Raw genomic sequence first — 17,847 nt, 5'->3', positions numbered from 1 at the left:
TAGCGTCTTTTTCTTTAAGGGTTGTTATGATTTAAGCTGGTTTCTGCTAGGAATGCTGTAAGCTAGTTGTATACAAGTGTATCAGGATGTGGCGCTGGGAACAGAGTGTTTCACTGAGTAACAATTTGTGTTTTTAACTGAGTTGGCATAAAAAATCCCACCAAAAGTGGGATTTTAAAGATTGTCATCTTATCTATCAGCAAAGGTGACTAGCAGAGTAAACGGGCTAATTTTAGTCAACGATTCTTAGTAGTTCATTGATACCGACTTTACCGCGAGTCTTAGCATCTACTTTCTTGACTATGATGGCGGCGTAGAGGTTATATTTGCCACATTTTGAAGGTAAGGTACCCGATACCACGACAGAGCCGGCAGGAACGCGACCATAGTGGATTTCGCCAGTTTCACGATCATAGATACGTGTGCTTTGACCAAGGTAGACGCCCATAGAGATCACGCTGCCCTCTTCGACGATAACACCTTCCACGACTTCAGAACGTGCACCGATGAAACAGTTATCTTCGATGATAGTTGGACCTGCTTGTAATGGCTCTAATACCCCCCCTATGCCGACGCCACCTGATAAGTGGACATTCTTGCCAATCTGGGCACATGAACCTACTGTGGCCCAAGTATCGACCATGGTGCCTTCATCGACATAAGCACCAAGGTTTACGTAAGAAGGCATTAGCACTGTGTTTTTGCCGATGAAAGAGCCTTTACGTACTGTTGCCGGTGGTACGACACGGATAGCCTCTTCTCTGAAGCGCGCTTCATCATAATCGGCAAATTTCATCGGGACTTTATCGAAGTATTTAGTCTCTCCGCCATCGATAACACCGTTATCGAAAATTCTGAAGGAGAGCAATACAGCTTTCTTCAGCCATTGGTGTACGTGCCATTGGCCATCAATCTTCTCAGCGACTCTGGCTTCACCCTTATCAAGCATGTTAATCACTTTCTCAACATCAGCACGTACACTTGCATCTACTGTGCTAGGGCTGATCTCGGCGCGAGCTTCAAAAGCCGCCTCTATACGTTGGCGTAAAGCCTCCATTTACTTCTCCAGAATAAGTTATAAGTGAATGTTATATTAAAAACAGTGAATATTTATATGTTTGAGCTAATTTTGCTGTGGCCGATCTAGCGCTTGAGTCAAGTTATCACTCAACTCCTGCTGTTGAATCTGGCTCAATTGTTCTCCATCGGCATTCTGTAACATGAAGAAGTCCTCTGCACGCTCGCCTATGGTGGTTATCTTTGCGGCCATCAGCTTTATGTTACATCGGTATAATGTATCGCCGACTTTGGCTAATAGCCCCGGGCTATCTAAAGTGATGAGCTCCATCATGCTGGTTCCATGACGGCGTGATGGCAGGAAACTCACCTGAGTTTGCACTTTAAATTGCTTCATCTTGCGAGGGAGCTTCTTAAACTTAGGTAATTTAGGTGTGTCACCACTTAGGGCTTTTACCAGTGCCTTTTTAATTCCTTGAATACGTGCTATCTGTGCGACTGGGCTCCCATCCTGCTCTAAAATGACAAAAGAATCCAGCGCATAATTATCTTTTGAGGTCATGATGCTGGCATCATGGACATTGATGTTTTTATTGTCGAGCAAGGTCATCACTGTGGCGAACAGCTTAGGTTTATCCTGTCCATAGACAAATAGCTCGGTGCCGCCTCTGGTCGTATGCTTGGAGAGTATGACTAATGGCTCATCATGTTTGTGCTTGATGATGGCTTCTGAGTGCCAGGCTATCTGATTGGGCTGGTGGCGTAAAAAGTAATCGGCTTTAAATCTTTGCCATAACGCATCTAAACTCTTCTCTTTAATGCCTCGTCTGAGCAACTCTTTCTTGGCTTTAGCTTGATTTTCTCTCACCCGAGCCCTGATATCGACGGGTTTTTCTTTGCCTCTGGCTAACACCCTTTGGGTCGAAAAGTAGAGATCTCGCAGCAAAGAACCTTTCCAGTTGTTCCATGTTTTCTCATTGGTAGCACAGATATCGGCTACCGTCAGGCAATAAAGGTAGCTGAGGTGGACCGCATCACGGACCTTATCGGCAAATTCCGCCACCACATCGGGATCTGAAATATCGCGTCGTTGAGCCGTGATTGACATAACCAAGTGATTTTCTACCAGCCAGGACACTAGTCTTCCATCGTGATCATTGAGGCCGTGAAGTTTACAGAAGTCCCTCGCATCTATGGCGCCTAACTTACTGTGATTACCACCTCGCCCCTTAGCGATATCGTGAAAGATAGCGGCTAAAACCAGTAAGCCTTTCTTGGGCAGTTGATTGATCAGCACTGATCCCAGAGGGAACTCATCTTTCTGCTCCGGGTGAGAGAAGCGATCTATGTTTTGTAGCAGCCTGTGAGTATGTTCATCGACCGTATAGGCATGAAAGAGATCAAATTGCATCTGCCCCTCGATATTTCGCCATGCCGGTAGGTAGGCAGATAACACACCGTGACGATGCATCAAGGACAGCGAGGCAATGCCTCTGGGGTGTCTTAATATCTCTAAAAATATCGCTCTGCAATCGGCGTGGTTCATCAAGGGGTGGGGCTGCTGACGTCTGGCCTTACGCAGGCTTCTCAATGTCGGTGCATATATCCCTTTGATGTTAGAGTTTTTTGCCACATGCAGGAAAAGCTTCATTATTTCTACGGGCTGCTCGAAGATATCGGCGGTCAGGGATTCGATATAGGTGCCGCGTAGTTGATAATTATCATTTATCTTCTTTATTTCCAGTGCCTTGGTATGGCCTAGGGTTGCACGCTTAAACAGTTGTAATAGCATCTGGTTAAGCTCCATCACACGTCTGACCGTGCGATAGTAGCGTTTCATCATCTGCTCGACACCGAGTTGAGTCGAATCTTCATAGCCCATAAGATCGGCAACTTGGCGTTGAAGGTCGAACAAGAGTCGGTTTTCATCTCTGCCGGAGATAAGGTGCAGGGCAAACCTGAGTTCCCACAGGAAATACTGGCATTCGAGTAGCTCCTCGAGCTCATCCCTATCGAGAAAACCATGTTCGACCAGATCTTCTGCCTTGGCAGCATCGAAGTGCCTCATCGCTACCCAAGCGACCGTATGTATGTCTCTCAATCCCCCCGGGCAGGTCTTAAGGTTAGGCTCAAGATCGAATGCATTGGCCCTGGCGTGGCGAGCTAATTGCTCTTCTCGCTTGGCGATAAAAAAGTCACTTGCCGGCCAAAAATCGTCTTTGCGAATGCTCTGATACAGAGATTGGTAGAGCGTCATAGGGCCACATAATAATCTGGCCTCGAGCAGGTTAGTCACAACAGTGACATCATGACGACCTTGCTCTAAGGTTTGTGCCACAGTTCGTACACTATGCCCAACTTCTAGGCCTGCGTCCCACAGGAAGGCGATATACTGGCTGAGGGCGGTCTCCGCATCAGGACAAAGGTCAAACTCGACTAAAAATAGCAGGTCAACATCGGAATGTGGATGCAATTCGGCTCGTCCATATCCGCCAACGGCGATAAGTGCGATAGAAAATTTGTCAAGTCCGTGGCTTAACCACTCCTGTTGCAGTATCGAATCGACAAACTGACTACGCTGGGCGACGAGTTGTTTGATGGGGTCTTTATTGCGAAAGCGAGTCAGTAGTTCATCATTTTGATCGAACAGTGCCACCTTGGCAATTTGCGCCGATTCAATGGTCATATAGTTCCCTTAATCCCTAAGCTAGCGGGTTGAGCACACAAAAGTACCAATTAACTTAACTGGTACTCAGTATGGAAGAGGCTGACTATTATCAGTGGTTGATGATTCTTGGGAAATCTTCCTCTGAGCGTAGGGTCAATACTTCAACACCAGTCTTGGTGATCAGCAAGGTATGTTCCCATTGGGCGGAGTTTTTACCATCGGAAGTGGTCACTGTCCAGTTGTCATCCTTATCTAAAATACAGGTGTGACGACCCGCATTTATCATGGGTTCAATAGTGAAACACATGCCTGGACGTAAAACTGTTTTATCGCTATTTTTGTAGTGCATGACCTGAGGCTCTTCATGGAAGCCTGCACCTATGCCGTGACCACAATAATCTTTGACTATGGTGTATTTTTCCAGGCCGGTTTTCTTGGTCTTGATAAACTTCTCGACTATGGTGCCAATTTCACCCAATTTCATTCCCGGACGCACCTTACGTATGCTGGCATATAGACTTTCTTGAGCGACACGGCACAGGCGCATATCCTTGGGGCTAACATCACCAATTAAAAACATCTTAGATGTATCGCCATGGAAGCCATCTTTGATCACGGTAATGTCGATATTGATGACGTCACCGTCTTTCAGGGCTCGGTCGCTGGGAATACCATGGCAGATCACCTCATTGACAGAGGTGCAGATAGACTTGGGAAAGCCATGATAATCGAGAGGGGCCGATATCGCGCCATTATCTTCGGTAAACTTGGCACAGATATCATTTAGCTCGTTAGTGGTGACACCGGCTTTTACGAAGGGGCCCACCATCTCTAAGACTTCGGCCGCTAACTTGCCTGCAGCCCGCATTTTCTCTATCTCTTCAGCAGTCTTTATCACTATACTCATTTAGCTATCTCTCGTGTCTCGATTTATGAGGGTTTTAGTGCGCATTTTATTAGTGTAAAACACACGGAAAATTTGTGTTCTCGGTCCTAATATGGTATAAAGCGCGCCGTTATGTTTGACTCTAATCTCATCTTTGGTGGTGTGAAGATACTCACTATTCAATGTAATAGGGATTCTAGCAAAAAACCTAGGATGTAGAGTTAAGATGGCGGCCATTATACATGGCTATTTATTAAATACTAAATCACACACGTATCGACACATTCTTCGGGGTGCCTGTATAGGTCGAAGATATGGGATGCGTGGAGGTCTAACCCCCAAATAATTTAAGGTAATAAAATGACTACAGTTTCAATGCGCGACATGCTTAAAGCCGGTGTTCACTTCGGTCACCAGACTCGTTACTGGAACCCAAAGATGAAGCCTTTCATCTTTGGTGCCCGTAATGGTGTTCACATCATCAATTTAGAGCACACTGTGCCTATGTTCAATGAAGCGCTTGCTTTCATCAGCAACGTTGCTTCAAAGAAAGGTAAGGTTCTTTTTGTTGGTACTAAGCGTGCTGCAAGCGAAGCAATCAAAGAGTCTGCAATTTCTTGTGACCAGTACTATGTTGATCACCGCTGGTTAGGCGGTATGTTGACTAACTGGAAAACAGTGCGTCAATCAATCAAGCGTCTTAAAGATCTTGAAAGCCAGTCTGTAGATGGTACTTTCGACAAGCTTACTAAGAAAGAAGCTTTGATGCGTACTCGTGAACTTGCGAAGCTAGACAAGTCTCTTGGTGGCATTAAGAACATGGGCGGTCTGCCTGACGTTCTTTTCATTATCGGTGCAGATCACGAGCACATCGCTGTTAAAGAAGCTAACAACCTGGGTATCCCAGTTGTTGCTATTGTTGATACTAACTCTTCACCAGACGGCATCAACTACATCATTCCTGGTAATGATGACGCTATGCGTTCTATTCGTTTGTACACTGAGTCTGTTGCTTCTGCCGCTAAAGCTGGCCGTGGTCAAGATCTTGCTGTTCAAGCGGAGCAAGACGGTTTCGTAGAAGCCGAATAATAGGGTCGATGATTTTCATCCCTTATTAACCAAGATACATGATTGGTGAGCAGGGGCCTTAAGGCCCCTGTTTTATATCTAGTGAATTTGTAGACTTATCTATAGAGGATTTAACAATGGCAATTACTGCTGCCCAAGTTAAAGAACTTCGTCAACGCACTGGCGCTGGCATGATGGATTGTAAGAAAGCGTTGGTTGAAACCGATGGTGACATCGAACTAGCGATTGATAACATGCGTAAGAGCGGTGCTGCGAAAGCTGCTAAAAAAGCAGGTAACATAGCTGCTGAAGGTACTATCCTGATTAAAAATGGCGAAGGTTTCGCTGCACTTTTAGAAGTTAACTGTCAAACAGACTTCGTGGCAAAAGATGCAAGCTTCCTAGCATTCGCTAACGGTGTACTAGAGGTTGCAGCTGCATCTAAAGTATCTATCGAAGAGTTGAAAGCTCAGTTCGAAGAAACACGTGTTGCATTAGTGACTCAAATCGGTGAAAACATCAACGTTCGTCGCGTTGAGTACATTGATGGTGCAAACCTTGCCTCTTACCGTCACGGTGAGCGTATCGGTGTTGTTGTAGCCGGTGAAGCTGACGAAGAAACGCTAAAGCACGTCGCAATGCACGTTGCTGCTTCTAAGCCTGAATTCGTTAACCCTGAAGATGTTCCAGCTGATCTAGTGGAAAAAGAAAAAGCACTTCAGATCGAAATCGCTATGAACGAAGGCAAGCCTGCAGAGATTGCAGAGAAAATGGTTTTCGGTAGAATGAAGAAGTTCACTGGTGAGATATCTCTTACTGGTCAAGCTTACATCATGGAGCCTAAGAAAACTGTTGGTGCAATTCTTAAAGAGAAAGGCGCTACTGTATCAGGCTTCGTTCGTTTAGAAGTTGGCGAAGGTATCGCGAAGAAAGAAGAAGATTTTGCTGCTGAAGTTGCTGCTACCATAGCTGCTACTAAGGCTTAATCTCCTGTTGTAAGCACTCCTAAGACCGCGGCACTTGCTGCGGTCTTATTGTATTATTTTACCTATCGGCATCAATCGGGACTATAAAAATGAGCACGAATCCTAAACCTGCATTTCGACGTATTCTTCTCAAACTCAGTGGTGAAGCCTTAATGGGCGAAGAAGGCTTTGGCATAGATCCTAAAGTCTTAGATCGCATGGCTCAAGAGATTAAAGAACTGGTTGAGCTCGGTCTTCAGGTAGGTGTTGTTATTGGTGGCGGTAACTTGTTCCGTGGTGAGGGGCTTGCACAAGCGGGTATGAACCGCGTCGTTGGCGATCATATGGGTATGCTAGCCACAGTAATGAATGGTTTGGCGATGCGTGATGCTCTACATCGTGCTTACGTCAATGCTCGATTGATGTCAGCTATCCCGCTCAAAGGTGTCTGCGATGATTATAATTGGGCCGAAGCCATTAGCTTGCTAAAGTCCGGTCGAGTCGTCATTTTTGCTGCCGGTACGGGTAACCCTTTCTGTACCACAGATTCAGCAGCTTGTTTGCGGGGTATCGAAATCGAAGCCGAAGTCGTGATTAAAGGCACTAAGGTAGATGGCGTCTACTCAGATGATCCAGTGAAGAACCCTGATGCAGTAATGTATGATGAAATGGGTTACGATGAAATTCTGGAGAAAGAATTAAAAGTGATGGATCTTGCTGCATTTACCATGGCAAGAGATCACAACATGCCTATATTGGTATTTAACATGAACAAGCCTGGTGCCCTGCGTCGAGTCATTATGGGTGAACGGGAAGGCACCATGATCAAATCAATGACAACAACCAACTAAAATTATTGTAATATCCAGTCAGCAAAAAGTTATCGACTTAGTGTGACTGGCTAGTCCTATGACTAAGAATTTAGTGACTCATTTAAAGGATATTTAACGTGATAAACGAAATCAAACAAGATGCTCAAACACGTATGGCTAAATGTATAGAAGCCACTAAGACTCAGATGGCTAAGGTTCGTACGGGTCGTGCTCATCCTAGTCTTTTAGATTCGATTAAGGTCTCTTATTACGGTTCAATGACGCCGCTTAAGCAAGTGGGTAACGTGACTATCGAAGATTCACGTACTCTGGCTGTTTCTGTGTTCGATGCGACTATGATCAAAGCGGTAGAGAAGGCAATTATGACTTCAGATCTAGGTCTGAACCCTATGTCTGCCGGTGCCGTCATACGCATTCCACTTCCAGCATTGACAGAAGAGCGTCGTAAAGACCTTATCAAGGTTGTTCGCGCCGAAGCTGAAAATAGCCGAATCTCTGTTCGTAACGTGCGTCGTGATGCTAACTCGGAAGTTAAAGCATTAGAGAAAGAGAAAGAGTGTACCGAAGATGACGTGCACCGCACCGAAGATGAGATTCAAAAATTCACCGATGCGCATATTAAGCAGATCGATGATCTTTTGTCTGCAAAAGAAGCAGAGTTGATGGAAGTCTAATCTAGGGCTAAGAAACTAGAGTTCAGACGCCGTGTAGCGGTATACTACACGGCGTTTGCTTTTTTAAGGGTTGTAATAGATGTCAATCGATTCCCAGTCTGGTTCTGAGTTCTCTCCCGAGGAGATTGCAGAACTTGTTAAACAGTCTAAGCCTAAACACGTCGCCATCATTATGGATGGTAACGGACGTTGGGCGCAGGCGCAGGGGAAACCCAGAGTAATGGGGCACAAGGCGGGAGTAAAAACCGTCAGACGAGCAGTGAGTACCGCCAGAGAGATGGGGATCGGCTCGTTAACGTTATTTGCATTTTCGAGTGAAAACTGGCGCCGACCCGATAAGGAGGTTTCCCTCTTGATGGAACTCTTCTTTACAGTGTTGCAACGAGAAATAAAGCTGCTGCATAAAAATGGTGTCAGGCTCAATATTATCGGCGACATCAGTCGTTTTTCTGACCGTTTACAGAAACAAATTGCCGCAGCTGAAGCGAAAACAGCCGGTAATAGCGAGCTAATACTCAATGTTGCGGCTAACTATGGTGGTCGTTGGGACATCATGCAGGCGGCACAGGCACTGGCTAAAAAAGTGGAAAATGGTGAAATGAACAGCAGTCAGTTCACCGAAGAGGCCCTAAGTCAGCATTTATGCATGCAAAACCAAGCCGAAGTTGATTTAATGATACGAACGGGCGGGGACTATCGTATCAGTAATTTCATATTATGGCAGGCAGCCTATGCCGAGTTGGTTTTTACTGACACTTTATGGCCTGATTTTGATGAAAATGCTTTTAAACAGGCTGTTGCAACTTTTGCATCTCGTCAACGAAGGTTCGGCCTGACTGGTTGCCAAATAGAGACGATACAGTCCGAGTCATAATTTTTTTGAGGGTTTTTTTTTGCTAAAACAACGAATAATAACAGCAATGTGGTTAATTCCCTTGGTTTTGGGAGCGGTTTTTTTCCTCCCTACAGAATACTTTGCATGGGTATTAGTGCCGGTATTTCTGATTGCAGCCAAGGAGTGGGGACAGATCATCGATAAACGCTGTCAAATAACGCAGTGGAGCTTTACCATCACCATAGGTGCGCTATTAATCGCACTCAACCTGTTTGTTCCTAGCGATGAGCTTTGGTTTAAAGGTCATCTGCATCCGGTCTACCTGGCTATCATCTTGATTGGAGCCTTGTGGTGGGCTATCTCACTCTTATTGGTGCTCTCTTTTCCGAAGAGTTCGGCTCTGTGGCAAAAGAGCCACATGTTCAAGTCTATGTTTGGGCAGCTTACCCTGATTCCTTGCTTTGCAGCCTTGATTGCGCTCAAGGGGCTAAGTTCTGAAACAGACCCTTATTACGGTGGGATCTTAGTCTTCCTGGTTATGCTTGTGGTCTGGGCTACCGATAGCGGAGCCTATTTTGCGGGCAAAGCCCTTGGGCGTACTAAGTTGATGCCTAACGTGAGCCCGGCCAAGACTATCGAAGGATTAGTCGGCGGTTTAATAACCAGCATGATTATTGTGATCGGCGTGATGCTGGTTTCACCAGAGCAGGAGCTAGGCTTGGTCGTTGCTGTGACTTTATTTATCGCCCTAGTCTCGGCGGTGGGAGACTTGTCAGAGAGTATGTTCAAGCGGGTGGCCGACATTAAAGATTCAGGCACCATCTTGCCCGGGCATGGTGGCATACTCGACCGAATAGACAGTCTGACAGCTGCATTACCTGTATTTACACTTATTTATATCGCATTTTGGATGTAATCTAATGCAAAAAATGGTCATACTTGGTGCAACAGGATCGATAGGTGCGAGCACCTTAAGTGTCATTGGCAACAACCCTGAGGCATATTCCATATATGCCTTGGTGGCGAATACCAATGTAGATAAGATGTTAGCTCTGTGCATAGAGCATAAGCCATCGATTGCCCATATGGTCGATGTAGACTCCGCCAGGCTCTTGCATCAGCGGTTACCTGCAGGTTCTGGTGTTGAAGTCACTACAGGGGCTGCTGAACTCGATGATCTTGTCAGTGCACCTTGCGTCGATACCGTTATGGCCGCAATTGTTGGCGCCGCGGGTTTACTGCCGACTTTAGCTGCTGTTAAAGCGGGTAAACGAGTCCTACTTGCTAATAAAGAGTCGCTGGTGATGTCTGGCAGGCTGTTTATTGAAGCAATGAAGGCCTCTGGTGCGCAAGTATTGCCTGTAGATAGTGAGCATAATGCAATATTTCAGGCTTTACCTGAGTCGATTCAGAGCAATATTGGCTATTGTGATCTAGATGGTGCGGGAATATCGCATATTTTATTGACTGGTTCTGGGGGCCCTTTTCTTACTTCTCCTCTGGATTCCCTTAGCGCCATGACACCGGCGCAGGCTTGTAAGCATCCTAATTGGTCTATGGGCCGCAAGATATCTGTCGATTCAGCCAGCATGATGAACAAGGGGCTCGAGTATATTGAAGCGCGTTGGTTGTTTAATACTACTCCTGAGCAGCTGAAGGTCGTCATTCATCCTCAGAGTGTGATTCACTCTATGGTTCAGTATCGAGATGGTTCAGTTTTAGCTCAGTTGGGTAACCCGGATATGCGTACGCCAATCGCTCATTGTATGTCTTATCCCCAAAGAATTAACTCAGGAGTTGAACCTTTGGACTTTTTCAAAGTCGGACAGTTAAGCTTTCTTGAACCGGATTTCGAACGATTCCCCTGTCTTTCTCTTGCTATTGAGGCTTGTAAGCAAGGTCAGGAAGCGACGACGGTGTTAAATGCAGCAAATGAAATCTCGGTTGCTGCATTTTTGGAAAATAAGTTAACGTTTACTGATATAGTCAAAGTAAATGAAACGTGTTTAAGTAAGGTATCTATGAGCTCTTTAAAGAGTCTGGATGATATCATCGCATTAGATACACAAACACGCAGATTTGCTTTAGAGTTGGTAGCAAAGATTTAACTACCTCAAAGGATGGGAATGATCGACTTTCTATGGAACTTAGGTTCCTTCGTTATTGCATTAGGTATCTTGATTGCCGCACATGAATATGGCCACTTTTGGGTAGCCAGGCGTTGTGGTGTAAAAGTAGAGCGTTTTTCTATCGGCTTCGGTAAGGCGATATGGCGAAGAGTCGGTAAGGATGGCACCGAATATGTGTTAGCCATTATTCCCCTTGGCGGCTACGTCAAAATGCTTGATGAACGCGTGGATGAGGTTCCGGAAGAACTAAAAGATCAAGCGTTTAACCGAAAAACAGTATGGCAGCGTATCGCTATTGTTGCTGCTGGACCAATGGCTAACTTCATGTTTGCCATTGTTGCACTCTATTTTATGTATCTTATTGGCGTACCGGCACTCAAGCCTGTCATCGATGCTACGCGTATCGATAGCCCTGCGGCGCAAATTCAAATTCATGAACCTATGCTGATAACTTCGGTCGAAGGTAAACGTGTTCGCAACTGGGAAGAAGTGACTTATGCCTTGGTGAGTGAGATTGGTGAGCCACATATTGATATCACCTTAACTCCTCTGGAATATAGTGCAGATGGAACGCTAGGCACTAAATATAGATTAAACACGGAATCTTGGAAGTTCGATCCGGATAAAGAGTCGCCAATCGCTTCATTAGGACTCGATTTCTATAGACCAGAAATAACACCTGTTTTAGGATTAGTGAGTCCTGATGGCGCCGCCGCGGCAGCAGGCCTGGAAGTCGGAGATACCTTAATTGCCGTTAATGGCACGCCCTACGGTGGGTGGGACGATTTTGTCAGCAAGATAAAAGCATCGGCCAACCAAACTTTGTTTATTACAGTCAAACGGGCCGGTGAGCAATTTAAGCTAAAAGTGATCCCTAGTGAACGCAAGGGGCCCCAAGGTCAAATCGAAGGGGTTATCGGTGTTGCGCCGACTCAGGCAGATTGGCCTGAAAATATGAAGTTACAGCTCGAATATGGCTTCATCGATTCATTTGGCGTGGCAGCGGATAAAACGTGGCAACTTATCTCTGTCAGCTTTAAGATGATTGGCAAACTGATCACTGGCGATTTGTCTGTTAAAAATTTAAGTGGACCCATATCCATAGCACAAGGTGCTGGCAGCAGTGCTAGTTATGGTTTGGTTTACTTTTTAGGTTTCCTCGCATTAATCAGCGTTAACTTAGGTATTATCAATTTACTGCCTTTGCCCGTGCTAGATGGGGGACACTTGTTGTATTACTTCATAGAAGTGATCACAGGAAGGCCTGTGCCAGAAAAGGTACAGGAAATTGGATTCAGATTTGGGGCAGCCATGCTGCTGATGTTGATGAGCGTCGCGCTTTTCAACGATTTCTCCCGACTCTGAGCAAGGACACACACATAATTAGAAGTGCTCTATGAGATTTAATAAACTTTTTGCCTCGATGGTATTAGTCGGTGCGTCTTTATCAGGGAACGGTTGGGCAGAAACATTCCAGCCATTTGAAGTCACAGATATTCAGGTCCAAGGACTACAACGCGTAGCTCTAGGTGCTGCCTTACTGACCATTCCAGTCAAGGTAGGTGATACTGTCGATGAACTTAAACTTCAACAAGCGATTAAAAGCTTATATGCCTCGACAAACTTCGAACATATCGAAGTCAGTCGAGATGGCGGTGTTCTGATTGTTACAGTCAAAGAACGTCCGACCATCAGTTCGGTTACCTTCGAAGGTAACAAGGACATTAAGGATGAACAGCTTCAAGAGAGCCTAGATGGCTCTGGCGTCAAGGTGGGTGAGTCATTAGACAGAACCATGCTCGCCGGTATCGAAAAGAGCCTACAAGATTTCTATTATGGTGTTGGCAAATATGGCGCTAAAGTGGAAGCAGAAGTGGTTAATTTGCCTCGTAATCGAGTCGAATTACAATTTAACTTCACCGAAGGTTTAGCCGCCGAAATCAAGCAGATCAACGTAGTGGGTAACGAAGTTTTCACCGATGCCGAGTTGATTGGCATGCTGGAACTTAAAGATTATGTCGCTTGGTGGGATCTGTTTGGTGAGCGTCGTTATCAGAAGCAGAAACTTCAAGCGGATCTCGAGACTGTAAAGAGCTTCTATCATAACCGCGGCTATATTCGCTTCGACGTGACTTCGACTCAGGTCGCTATGACCCCAGATCGCAAAGGCTTGTATATCACCATCAATGTCGATGAGGGTGAACAGTACACTGTGACTGAAGTTAACCTGACCGGCGACCTGATGGGGCGCGAGAAGGTGATGAAGGCCATTCTGCCTATCAAGGTTGGTGACACTTATAATGGTGCCGACGTGACATTTGCCGAAGAGATGTACGGTAAGTATCTAGGTCGTTTCGGTTACGCATACCCAGAAGTTCAGACTTACCCTGAAATTAATGATGAGACAAAAGAGGTGAGCCTCAATGTCAATATTAATCCGGGTAAACGCGTCTACGTGCGGAGCATTAATTTTTCCGGTAACCAAGTGACTAAAGATGAAGTCTTGCGCCGTGAGCTGCGTCAGATGGAAGGTGCCTGGCTTAACTCGGCTCAAGTCGAACAGTCGAAGGCGCGTCTGAATCGTCTGGGTTACTTTGAAACTGTCGATACCGAAACGGTACAGGTTCCCGGCACCGACGATCTGGTAGACATAGCGTTCAACGTGAAGGAGCAACCTTCGGGTTCATTCAATGCCGGTGTGGGTTATGGTACCGAGTCTGGCATGAGTCTGCAGTTTGGTGTGCAACAGAGCAACTTCTTAGGCACGGGTAACCAGGCGGGTATTAACCTCAATACCAACAAGTACTCTAAGAATGTGAACTTGTCCTTTACCGACCCCTACTTTACCAAAGATGGGGTCAGCTTAGGCGGCAGCATCTACTGGAACGAGTTCGACGCCCACGAAGCTAACCTTGAGCGATACAAGAACAGCTCCTATGGTGTTGCACTTAACTCGGGATTCCCGATCAACGAATATAACCGTATCAACGGTGGTATAGGTTACCGTCATAACACCATCTCGGAAATTTCGGCCTATGAGCAGGCACTTAGGTTTTATAACATCTACCGGGATTCGGATGATCCTAATGCCGATCTGGCTTTCAATAACTTCGAGGCTAATTTAGGTTGGTATCGCAGTACATTGAACCGAGGCACCTTCCCGTCGGACGGTTCATCTCAGCGTTTAAGTACTAAGGTGACGATTCCAGGCTCAGATCTGCAGTATTTTAAGGCAGATTTTGATACTAGTTTCTATTTCCCACTCACTCGCAGTCACAACTGGGTAGTCTTAGCGAAAGCACGTTTTGGCTATGGTAATGGTTATGGACAATTTAACGATAACGACCAAATCCTACCTTTCTGGGAGAACTACTATTCAGGCGGTAGCAGTTCACTGCGTGGTTTCAAGTCTAATTCGGTTGGGCCTCGTTCATTCTATTTGAGCCGTGGCTTAGAGCCTTGCTCTCCTGATGCTTCAGGAGATGGATGTTATCTGCCGGGGGATCCAAACAAGATCCAGGTGAGTGATGGTCGCTCTATCGGTGGTAATGCGATTGCAACTGCCAGTTTTGAAGTGATTGTGCCTACACCTTTCTTGGATGAGGCTTATTCAAACTCGGTGCGTACCAGTTTCTTCTTCGATGCGGGTAACGTGTGGGATACCGAGTTTGATTATGATTCATATAGATACCTTCCGGCTCATGAATTTGATAAACTTGCAGATTATTCTGATCCCAGCAGAATTCGAGCTTCTGCGGGCATGAGTGTTCAGTGGTTATCTCCTATGGGACCTATGGTATTCAGCTTGGCGTGGCCTGTTAAGGAATACGAGGATGATGAAACTGAAATCTTCTCGTTTAACATTGGTAAAACTTTCTAAACTAACATTTTCAAAAATGAAATAGTTTACATACAGAATAATCGGCAAGTTTTGCTGAAAAAGGAGTTTATTGTGAAAAAGATGTTTAATCGCGCGATGATGGTATTGGTTCTTCTTAGTGCACCAATTGCGGCGCAGGCAGAGAAGATTGCAGTGGTAGATATGCAGGCTGTTTTCGAGCAGTTACCTCAGCGTGAGCAGGTGAGTAAGACATTGAAGGCTGAATTTGGTGATCGGGTTGCTGGCGTACAGAAAATGCAGGAAGAGCTGCGTGGCATGCTTGAGAAGCAGCAACGTGATGGCGCATTAATGAGCGAGTCTCAGAAGACTGACATGGTACGTAAGATGGAGTCGATGAAATCTGAGTTGCAGCTTAAGGGCAAGGCGCTGGACGAAGATATGCGTCGTCGTCAAGGTGAAGAGCAGAATAAGCTACTGGTTAAAGTTCAGCAGGCAATCAATGCTATCGCAGAGAAAGAGAGCATTGATATGGTGCTTCAGCGCGGTGCGGTGATCTATGTTAAACCAACATCAGATATCAGCAGTAAAGTTGTCGAAGCACTCAGTAAAGGTTAATGGTAAAGGCTAATCATAAATGAAAAGCTATACCCTAAAAGAGCTAGCTAGTATATTAGGCGCAGAGATTCGAGGTGATGAGGCATTGGAGATATCCAGTGTCGCGACTCTGGAGAATGCGACTCAAGGTCAGCTCTCTTTTTTAGCTAATGCTAAATATCGCGCTCAGCTGGAGAATACTCAGGCGAGCGTAGTGCTCATTTCAGCCCAAGAGGTCGAAGGTTTTACCGGTAATGCTCTGGTATTAAACGATCCCTATGTCGGCTTCGCTCGAGTTTCTCAGCTCTTGGACACTACACCCAAAGCCGCTATTGGAATACATGACTCTGCGGTGATTCACCCTTCGGTTAAGTTAGCCGAAGGTGTTGCAATAGGCGCTAATGCGGTGATCGGTGAAAACGTTATCCTTTCTGAAAACGTTCAAGTAGGCCCAGGTTGTGTTATTGGCCAAGACTGCATCTTAGGTTCAGGTACTCGTCTGTGGGCGAATGTTACTCTGTATCATGATGTACATCTGGGGCAAGACTGCATCATACATTCGGCTGCCGTTATTGGCTCCGATGGCTTCGGTTACGCCAATGAACGTGGTCTATGGATTAAGATCCCCCAAACGGGCGGCGTTCGTATCGGCAATCGAGTCGAGATAGGTGCCAGCACTACGGTGGATCGCGGTGCTATCGAACATACCCAAATACATGATGGTGTGATACTGGATAATCAGGTACAGATAGCCCATAACGATATAATCGGTGAAAACACTGCAATTGCCGGTAACTCGACAATTGCGGGTAGCACGCAGATTGGTAAGTTCTGCATCATAGGTGGAAATAGTGCCGTTGCCGGTCATTTAAGCATCGCCGATGGTACTCATATCTCAGGTGGCACTAATGTCACCAGTATTATTCGCAAGCCTGGGTGTATACATCTACAACTGTCGCCATGGAAAATAAGTTATGGCGTAGGAATACCGTAAGATTTAGACAGTTAGATGAACTTTTTCAACGAGTTAAAAAGCTTGAGAAATCGAATCAAACAGAAAATTAACTGCCGAGCGGCAGCCTAAGGAAAATGTGTGTCAAATGAATTAAATACCATGGATATCAAAGAGATAATGAATTCTCTGCCCCATAGATATCCTTTCTTATTGATCGATCGGGTTTTGGATTATACTCCGGGGGAGTCTCTGCACGCGATAAAGAACGTCACAATCAATGAACCTTTCTTTCAGGGACACTTCCCGGTTCAACCTGTGATGCCAGGTGTATTAATTCTAGAAGCCATGGCCCAAGCAACGGGTCTGTTGGCTTATAAATCTATGGAAGCTGCGGCAGAGGAGTCTCTCTACTACTTCGCCGGCATAGATAAGGCGCGTTTTAAGCGTGTGGTTGAGCCTGGTGATCAACTACACTTTGTTGTTAACTTGATTAAAGAGCGCCGTGGGATTGGGGTGTTCGCTGGTGAAGTCCGAGTTGATGGTGAGCTAGTATGCTCGGCACAAATCATGTGTGCTCGCAGAGAGATTAAAAAGTGATAGATAAATTAGCGTATATTCATCCCGATGCCAAAATTGGTAACAATGTGACCATAGGTCCTTGGACCTATATTGGTGCCGATGTGGAGATTGGCGACGATTGTTGGCTAAGCTCTCATGTCGTTGTCAAAGGCCCAACGGTTATCGGCAAAGGCAATAAAATCTTTCAATTCGCCTCTGTAGGTGAAGATTGCCAAGACAAGAAATATTCGGGTGAAGCAACGCGACTCATCATGGGCGATAATAATATCGTGCGTGAATCTGTGACCATTCATAGGGGGACCACTCAAGATAAGGGTGAGACTCGTATAGGGTCAAACAACTTATTTATGGCTTATGTACATATCGCCCATGATTGTGTGGTGGGTGATAATGTGATCATGTCGAACAATGCTTCTATAGCCGGTCATGTCCATGTCGGAGATTGGGCTATATTAGGTGGACTCACAGGTGTGCATCAGTTTGTTCATATCGGTGCCCATGCGTTTACAGCCGGTTATTCATTGATCTTGCAAGACGTGCCACCTTTCGTGATGGCATCGGGTCAACCTGGTATTCCTCGTGGATTGAACAGTGAAGGCATGAAACGCCGTGGCTTCTCGAAAGAGAGTCAGATAGCGGTTAGACGGGCCTATAAGACACTCTATCGTAAAGGTTTGACAATCGATGAGGCTATCGCTGCATTATCGGAAGAGTCAGATGATGAGCAAGTTAAGTTTATGATTGATTTTGTCTCTAATTCCAATCGTGGCATCATCCGCTAGGCCTCTCTTTAAAGAGCCCTA

At 45.7% G+C, this 17,847-nt stretch carries 15 protein-coding genes and 1 pseudogene; 13 read left to right on the top strand and 3 right to left on the bottom strand.

The genetic code is table 11. From position 1 onward, the window contains the following. Window positions 1–232: 232 nt before the first annotated feature. The 3 genes from dapD to map all read right to left on the bottom strand — a co-directional run bounded on the left by dapD (window position 233) and on the right by map (window position 4,592). Window positions 233–1,057, bottom strand: coding sequence for a 2,3,4,5-tetrahydropyridine-2,6-dicarboxylate N-succinyltransferase (gene dapD / locus FM037_RS20195; RefSeq protein WP_144047479.1), 825 nt, complete (start codon window positions 1,055–1,057; stop codon window positions 233–235). Between the two features lie 66 nt (window positions 1,058–1,123). Beyond that, a complete protein-coding gene (glnD, locus tag FM037_RS20190; protein ID WP_144047478.1) occupies window positions 1,124–3,703 on the bottom strand; it encodes a bifunctional uridylyltransferase/uridylyl-removing protein GlnD in 2,580 nt (859 codons plus the stop codon). Between the two features lie 91 nt (window positions 3,704–3,794). Continuing rightward, on the bottom strand, window positions 3,795–4,592 hold the full coding sequence (gene map, locus FM037_RS20185) for a type I methionyl aminopeptidase (RefSeq protein ID WP_144047477.1): 798 nt from the start codon (window positions 4,590–4,592) through the stop codon (window positions 3,795–3,797). Between the two features lie 339 nt (window positions 4,593–4,931). On the opposite strand from map, the gene rpsB reads away from it, so the two are divergent. From rpsB to lpxA, 13 genes and pseudogenes are all read left to right on the top strand, one after another. Further along, window positions 4,932–5,660, top strand: a complete 729-nt coding sequence (rpsB, locus tag FM037_RS20180; RefSeq protein ID WP_144047476.1) for a 30S ribosomal protein S2 — start codon at window positions 4,932–4,934, stop codon at window positions 5,658–5,660. Between the two features lie 116 nt (window positions 5,661–5,776). Beyond that, window positions 5,777–6,625: a translation elongation factor Ts gene (gene tsf, locus FM037_RS20175; protein ID WP_144047475.1), complete on the top strand. Its 849-nt coding sequence runs from the start codon at window positions 5,777–5,779 to the stop codon at window positions 6,623–6,625. Window positions 6,626–6,714: 89 nt separating this feature from the next. Beyond that, window positions 6,715–7,455: a UMP kinase gene (gene pyrH, locus FM037_RS20170; protein WP_144047474.1), complete on the top strand. Its 741-nt coding sequence runs from the start codon at window positions 6,715–6,717 to the stop codon at window positions 7,453–7,455. Window positions 7,456–7,553: 98 nt separating this feature from the next. Then, window positions 7,554–8,111: a ribosome recycling factor gene (gene frr / locus FM037_RS20165; RefSeq protein ID WP_144047473.1), complete on the top strand. Its 558-nt coding sequence runs from the start codon at window positions 7,554–7,556 to the stop codon at window positions 8,109–8,111. A 79-nt stretch (window positions 8,112–8,190) separates the two neighbouring features. Continuing rightward, window positions 8,191–8,985, top strand: a complete 795-nt coding sequence (gene uppS / locus FM037_RS20160) for a polyprenyl diphosphate synthase (protein ID WP_144047472.1) — start codon at window positions 8,191–8,193, stop codon at window positions 8,983–8,985. Window positions 8,986–9,004: 19 nt separating this feature from the next. Then, window positions 9,005–9,862, top strand: coding sequence for a phosphatidate cytidylyltransferase (locus FM037_RS20155; protein ID WP_144047471.1), 858 nt, complete (start codon window positions 9,005–9,007; stop codon window positions 9,860–9,862). A gap of 4 nt (window positions 9,863–9,866) precedes the next feature. After that, window positions 9,867–11,054: a 1-deoxy-D-xylulose-5-phosphate reductoisomerase gene (gene ispC / locus FM037_RS20150; protein WP_144047470.1), complete on the top strand. Its 1,188-nt coding sequence runs from the start codon at window positions 9,867–9,869 to the stop codon at window positions 11,052–11,054. Window positions 11,055–11,072: 18 nt separating this feature from the next. After that, a complete protein-coding gene (gene rseP / locus FM037_RS20145; protein ID WP_144047469.1) occupies window positions 11,073–12,440 on the top strand; it encodes a sigma E protease regulator RseP in 1,368 nt (455 codons plus the stop codon). A 31-nt stretch (window positions 12,441–12,471) separates the two neighbouring features. Further along, entirely contained in the window at window positions 12,472–14,955 is a 2,484-nt protein-coding gene (gene bamA, locus FM037_RS20140) for an outer membrane protein assembly factor BamA (protein WP_144047468.1), read from the top strand. 81 nt (window positions 14,956–15,036) lie between these two features. Next, window positions 15,037–15,531 (top strand): OmpH family outer membrane protein, encoded by a 495-nt coding sequence (locus tag FM037_RS20135; protein WP_144049059.1) that lies wholly within the window; start codon window positions 15,037–15,039, stop codon window positions 15,529–15,531. 19 nt (window positions 15,532–15,550) lie between these two features. Beyond that, window positions 15,551–16,575: pseudogene (gene lpxD, locus FM037_RS20130) on the top strand (UDP-3-O-(3-hydroxymyristoyl)glucosamine N-acyltransferase). A gap of 28 nt (window positions 16,576–16,603) precedes the next feature. Beyond that, the gene (gene fabZ, locus FM037_RS20125; protein WP_144047467.1) at window positions 16,604–17,062 is read left to right on the top strand and encodes a 3-hydroxyacyl-ACP dehydratase FabZ; all 459 of its coding nucleotides are present in this window, start codon (window positions 16,604–16,606) and stop codon (window positions 17,060–17,062) included. Beyond that, on the top strand, window positions 17,059–17,826 hold the full coding sequence (gene lpxA, locus FM037_RS20120; protein ID WP_144047466.1) for an acyl-ACP--UDP-N-acetylglucosamine O-acyltransferase: 768 nt from the start codon (window positions 17,059–17,061) through the stop codon (window positions 17,824–17,826). The genes fabZ and lpxA overlap by 4 nt, the downstream gene beginning before the upstream one ends. The last annotated feature ends 21 nt before the right edge of the window (window positions 17,827–17,847 follow it).

Source organism: Shewanella psychropiezotolerans (genome assembly GCF_007197555.1).
GTDB lineage: Bacteria > Pseudomonadota > Gammaproteobacteria > Enterobacterales > Shewanellaceae > Shewanella > Shewanella psychropiezotolerans.
The sequence above is the reverse complement of the archived record's forward strand: the minus strand, read 5'-3'. Positions and strand labels throughout refer to the sequence as shown.

Excerpts from the sequence above, each read along its gene's own strand:
- dapD (WP_144047479.1), bottom strand. The coding sequence starts at position 1,057 with ATGGAGGCTTTACGCCAACGTATAGAGGCGGCTTTTGAAGCTCGCGCC.
- glnD (WP_144047478.1), bottom strand. The coding sequence starts at position 3,703 with ATGACCATTGAATCGGCGCAAATTGCCAAGGTGGCACTGTTCGATCAA.
- map (WP_144047477.1), bottom strand. The coding sequence starts at position 4,592 with ATGAGTATAGTGATAAAGACTGCTGAAGAGATAGAGAAAATGCGGGCT.
- rpsB (WP_144047476.1), top strand. The coding sequence starts at position 4,932 with ATGACTACAGTTTCAATGCGCGACATGCTTAAAGCCGGTGTTCACTTC.
- tsf (WP_144047475.1), top strand. The coding sequence starts at position 5,777 with ATGGCAATTACTGCTGCCCAAGTTAAAGAACTTCGTCAACGCACTGGC.
- pyrH (WP_144047474.1), top strand. The coding sequence starts at position 6,715 with ATGAGCACGAATCCTAAACCTGCATTTCGACGTATTCTTCTCAAACTC.
- uppS (WP_144047472.1), top strand. The coding sequence starts at position 8,191 with ATGTCAATCGATTCCCAGTCTGGTTCTGAGTTCTCTCCCGAGGAGATT.
- ispC (WP_144047470.1), top strand. The coding sequence starts at position 9,867 with ATGCAAAAAATGGTCATACTTGGTGCAACAGGATCGATAGGTGCGAGC.
- rseP (WP_144047469.1), top strand. The coding sequence starts at position 11,073 with ATGATCGACTTTCTATGGAACTTAGGTTCCTTCGTTATTGCATTAGGT.
- bamA (WP_144047468.1), top strand. The coding sequence starts at position 12,472 with ATGAGATTTAATAAACTTTTTGCCTCGATGGTATTAGTCGGTGCGTCT.
- FM037_RS20135 (WP_144049059.1), top strand. The coding sequence starts at position 15,037 with ATGTTTAATCGCGCGATGATGGTATTGGTTCTTCTTAGTGCACCAATT.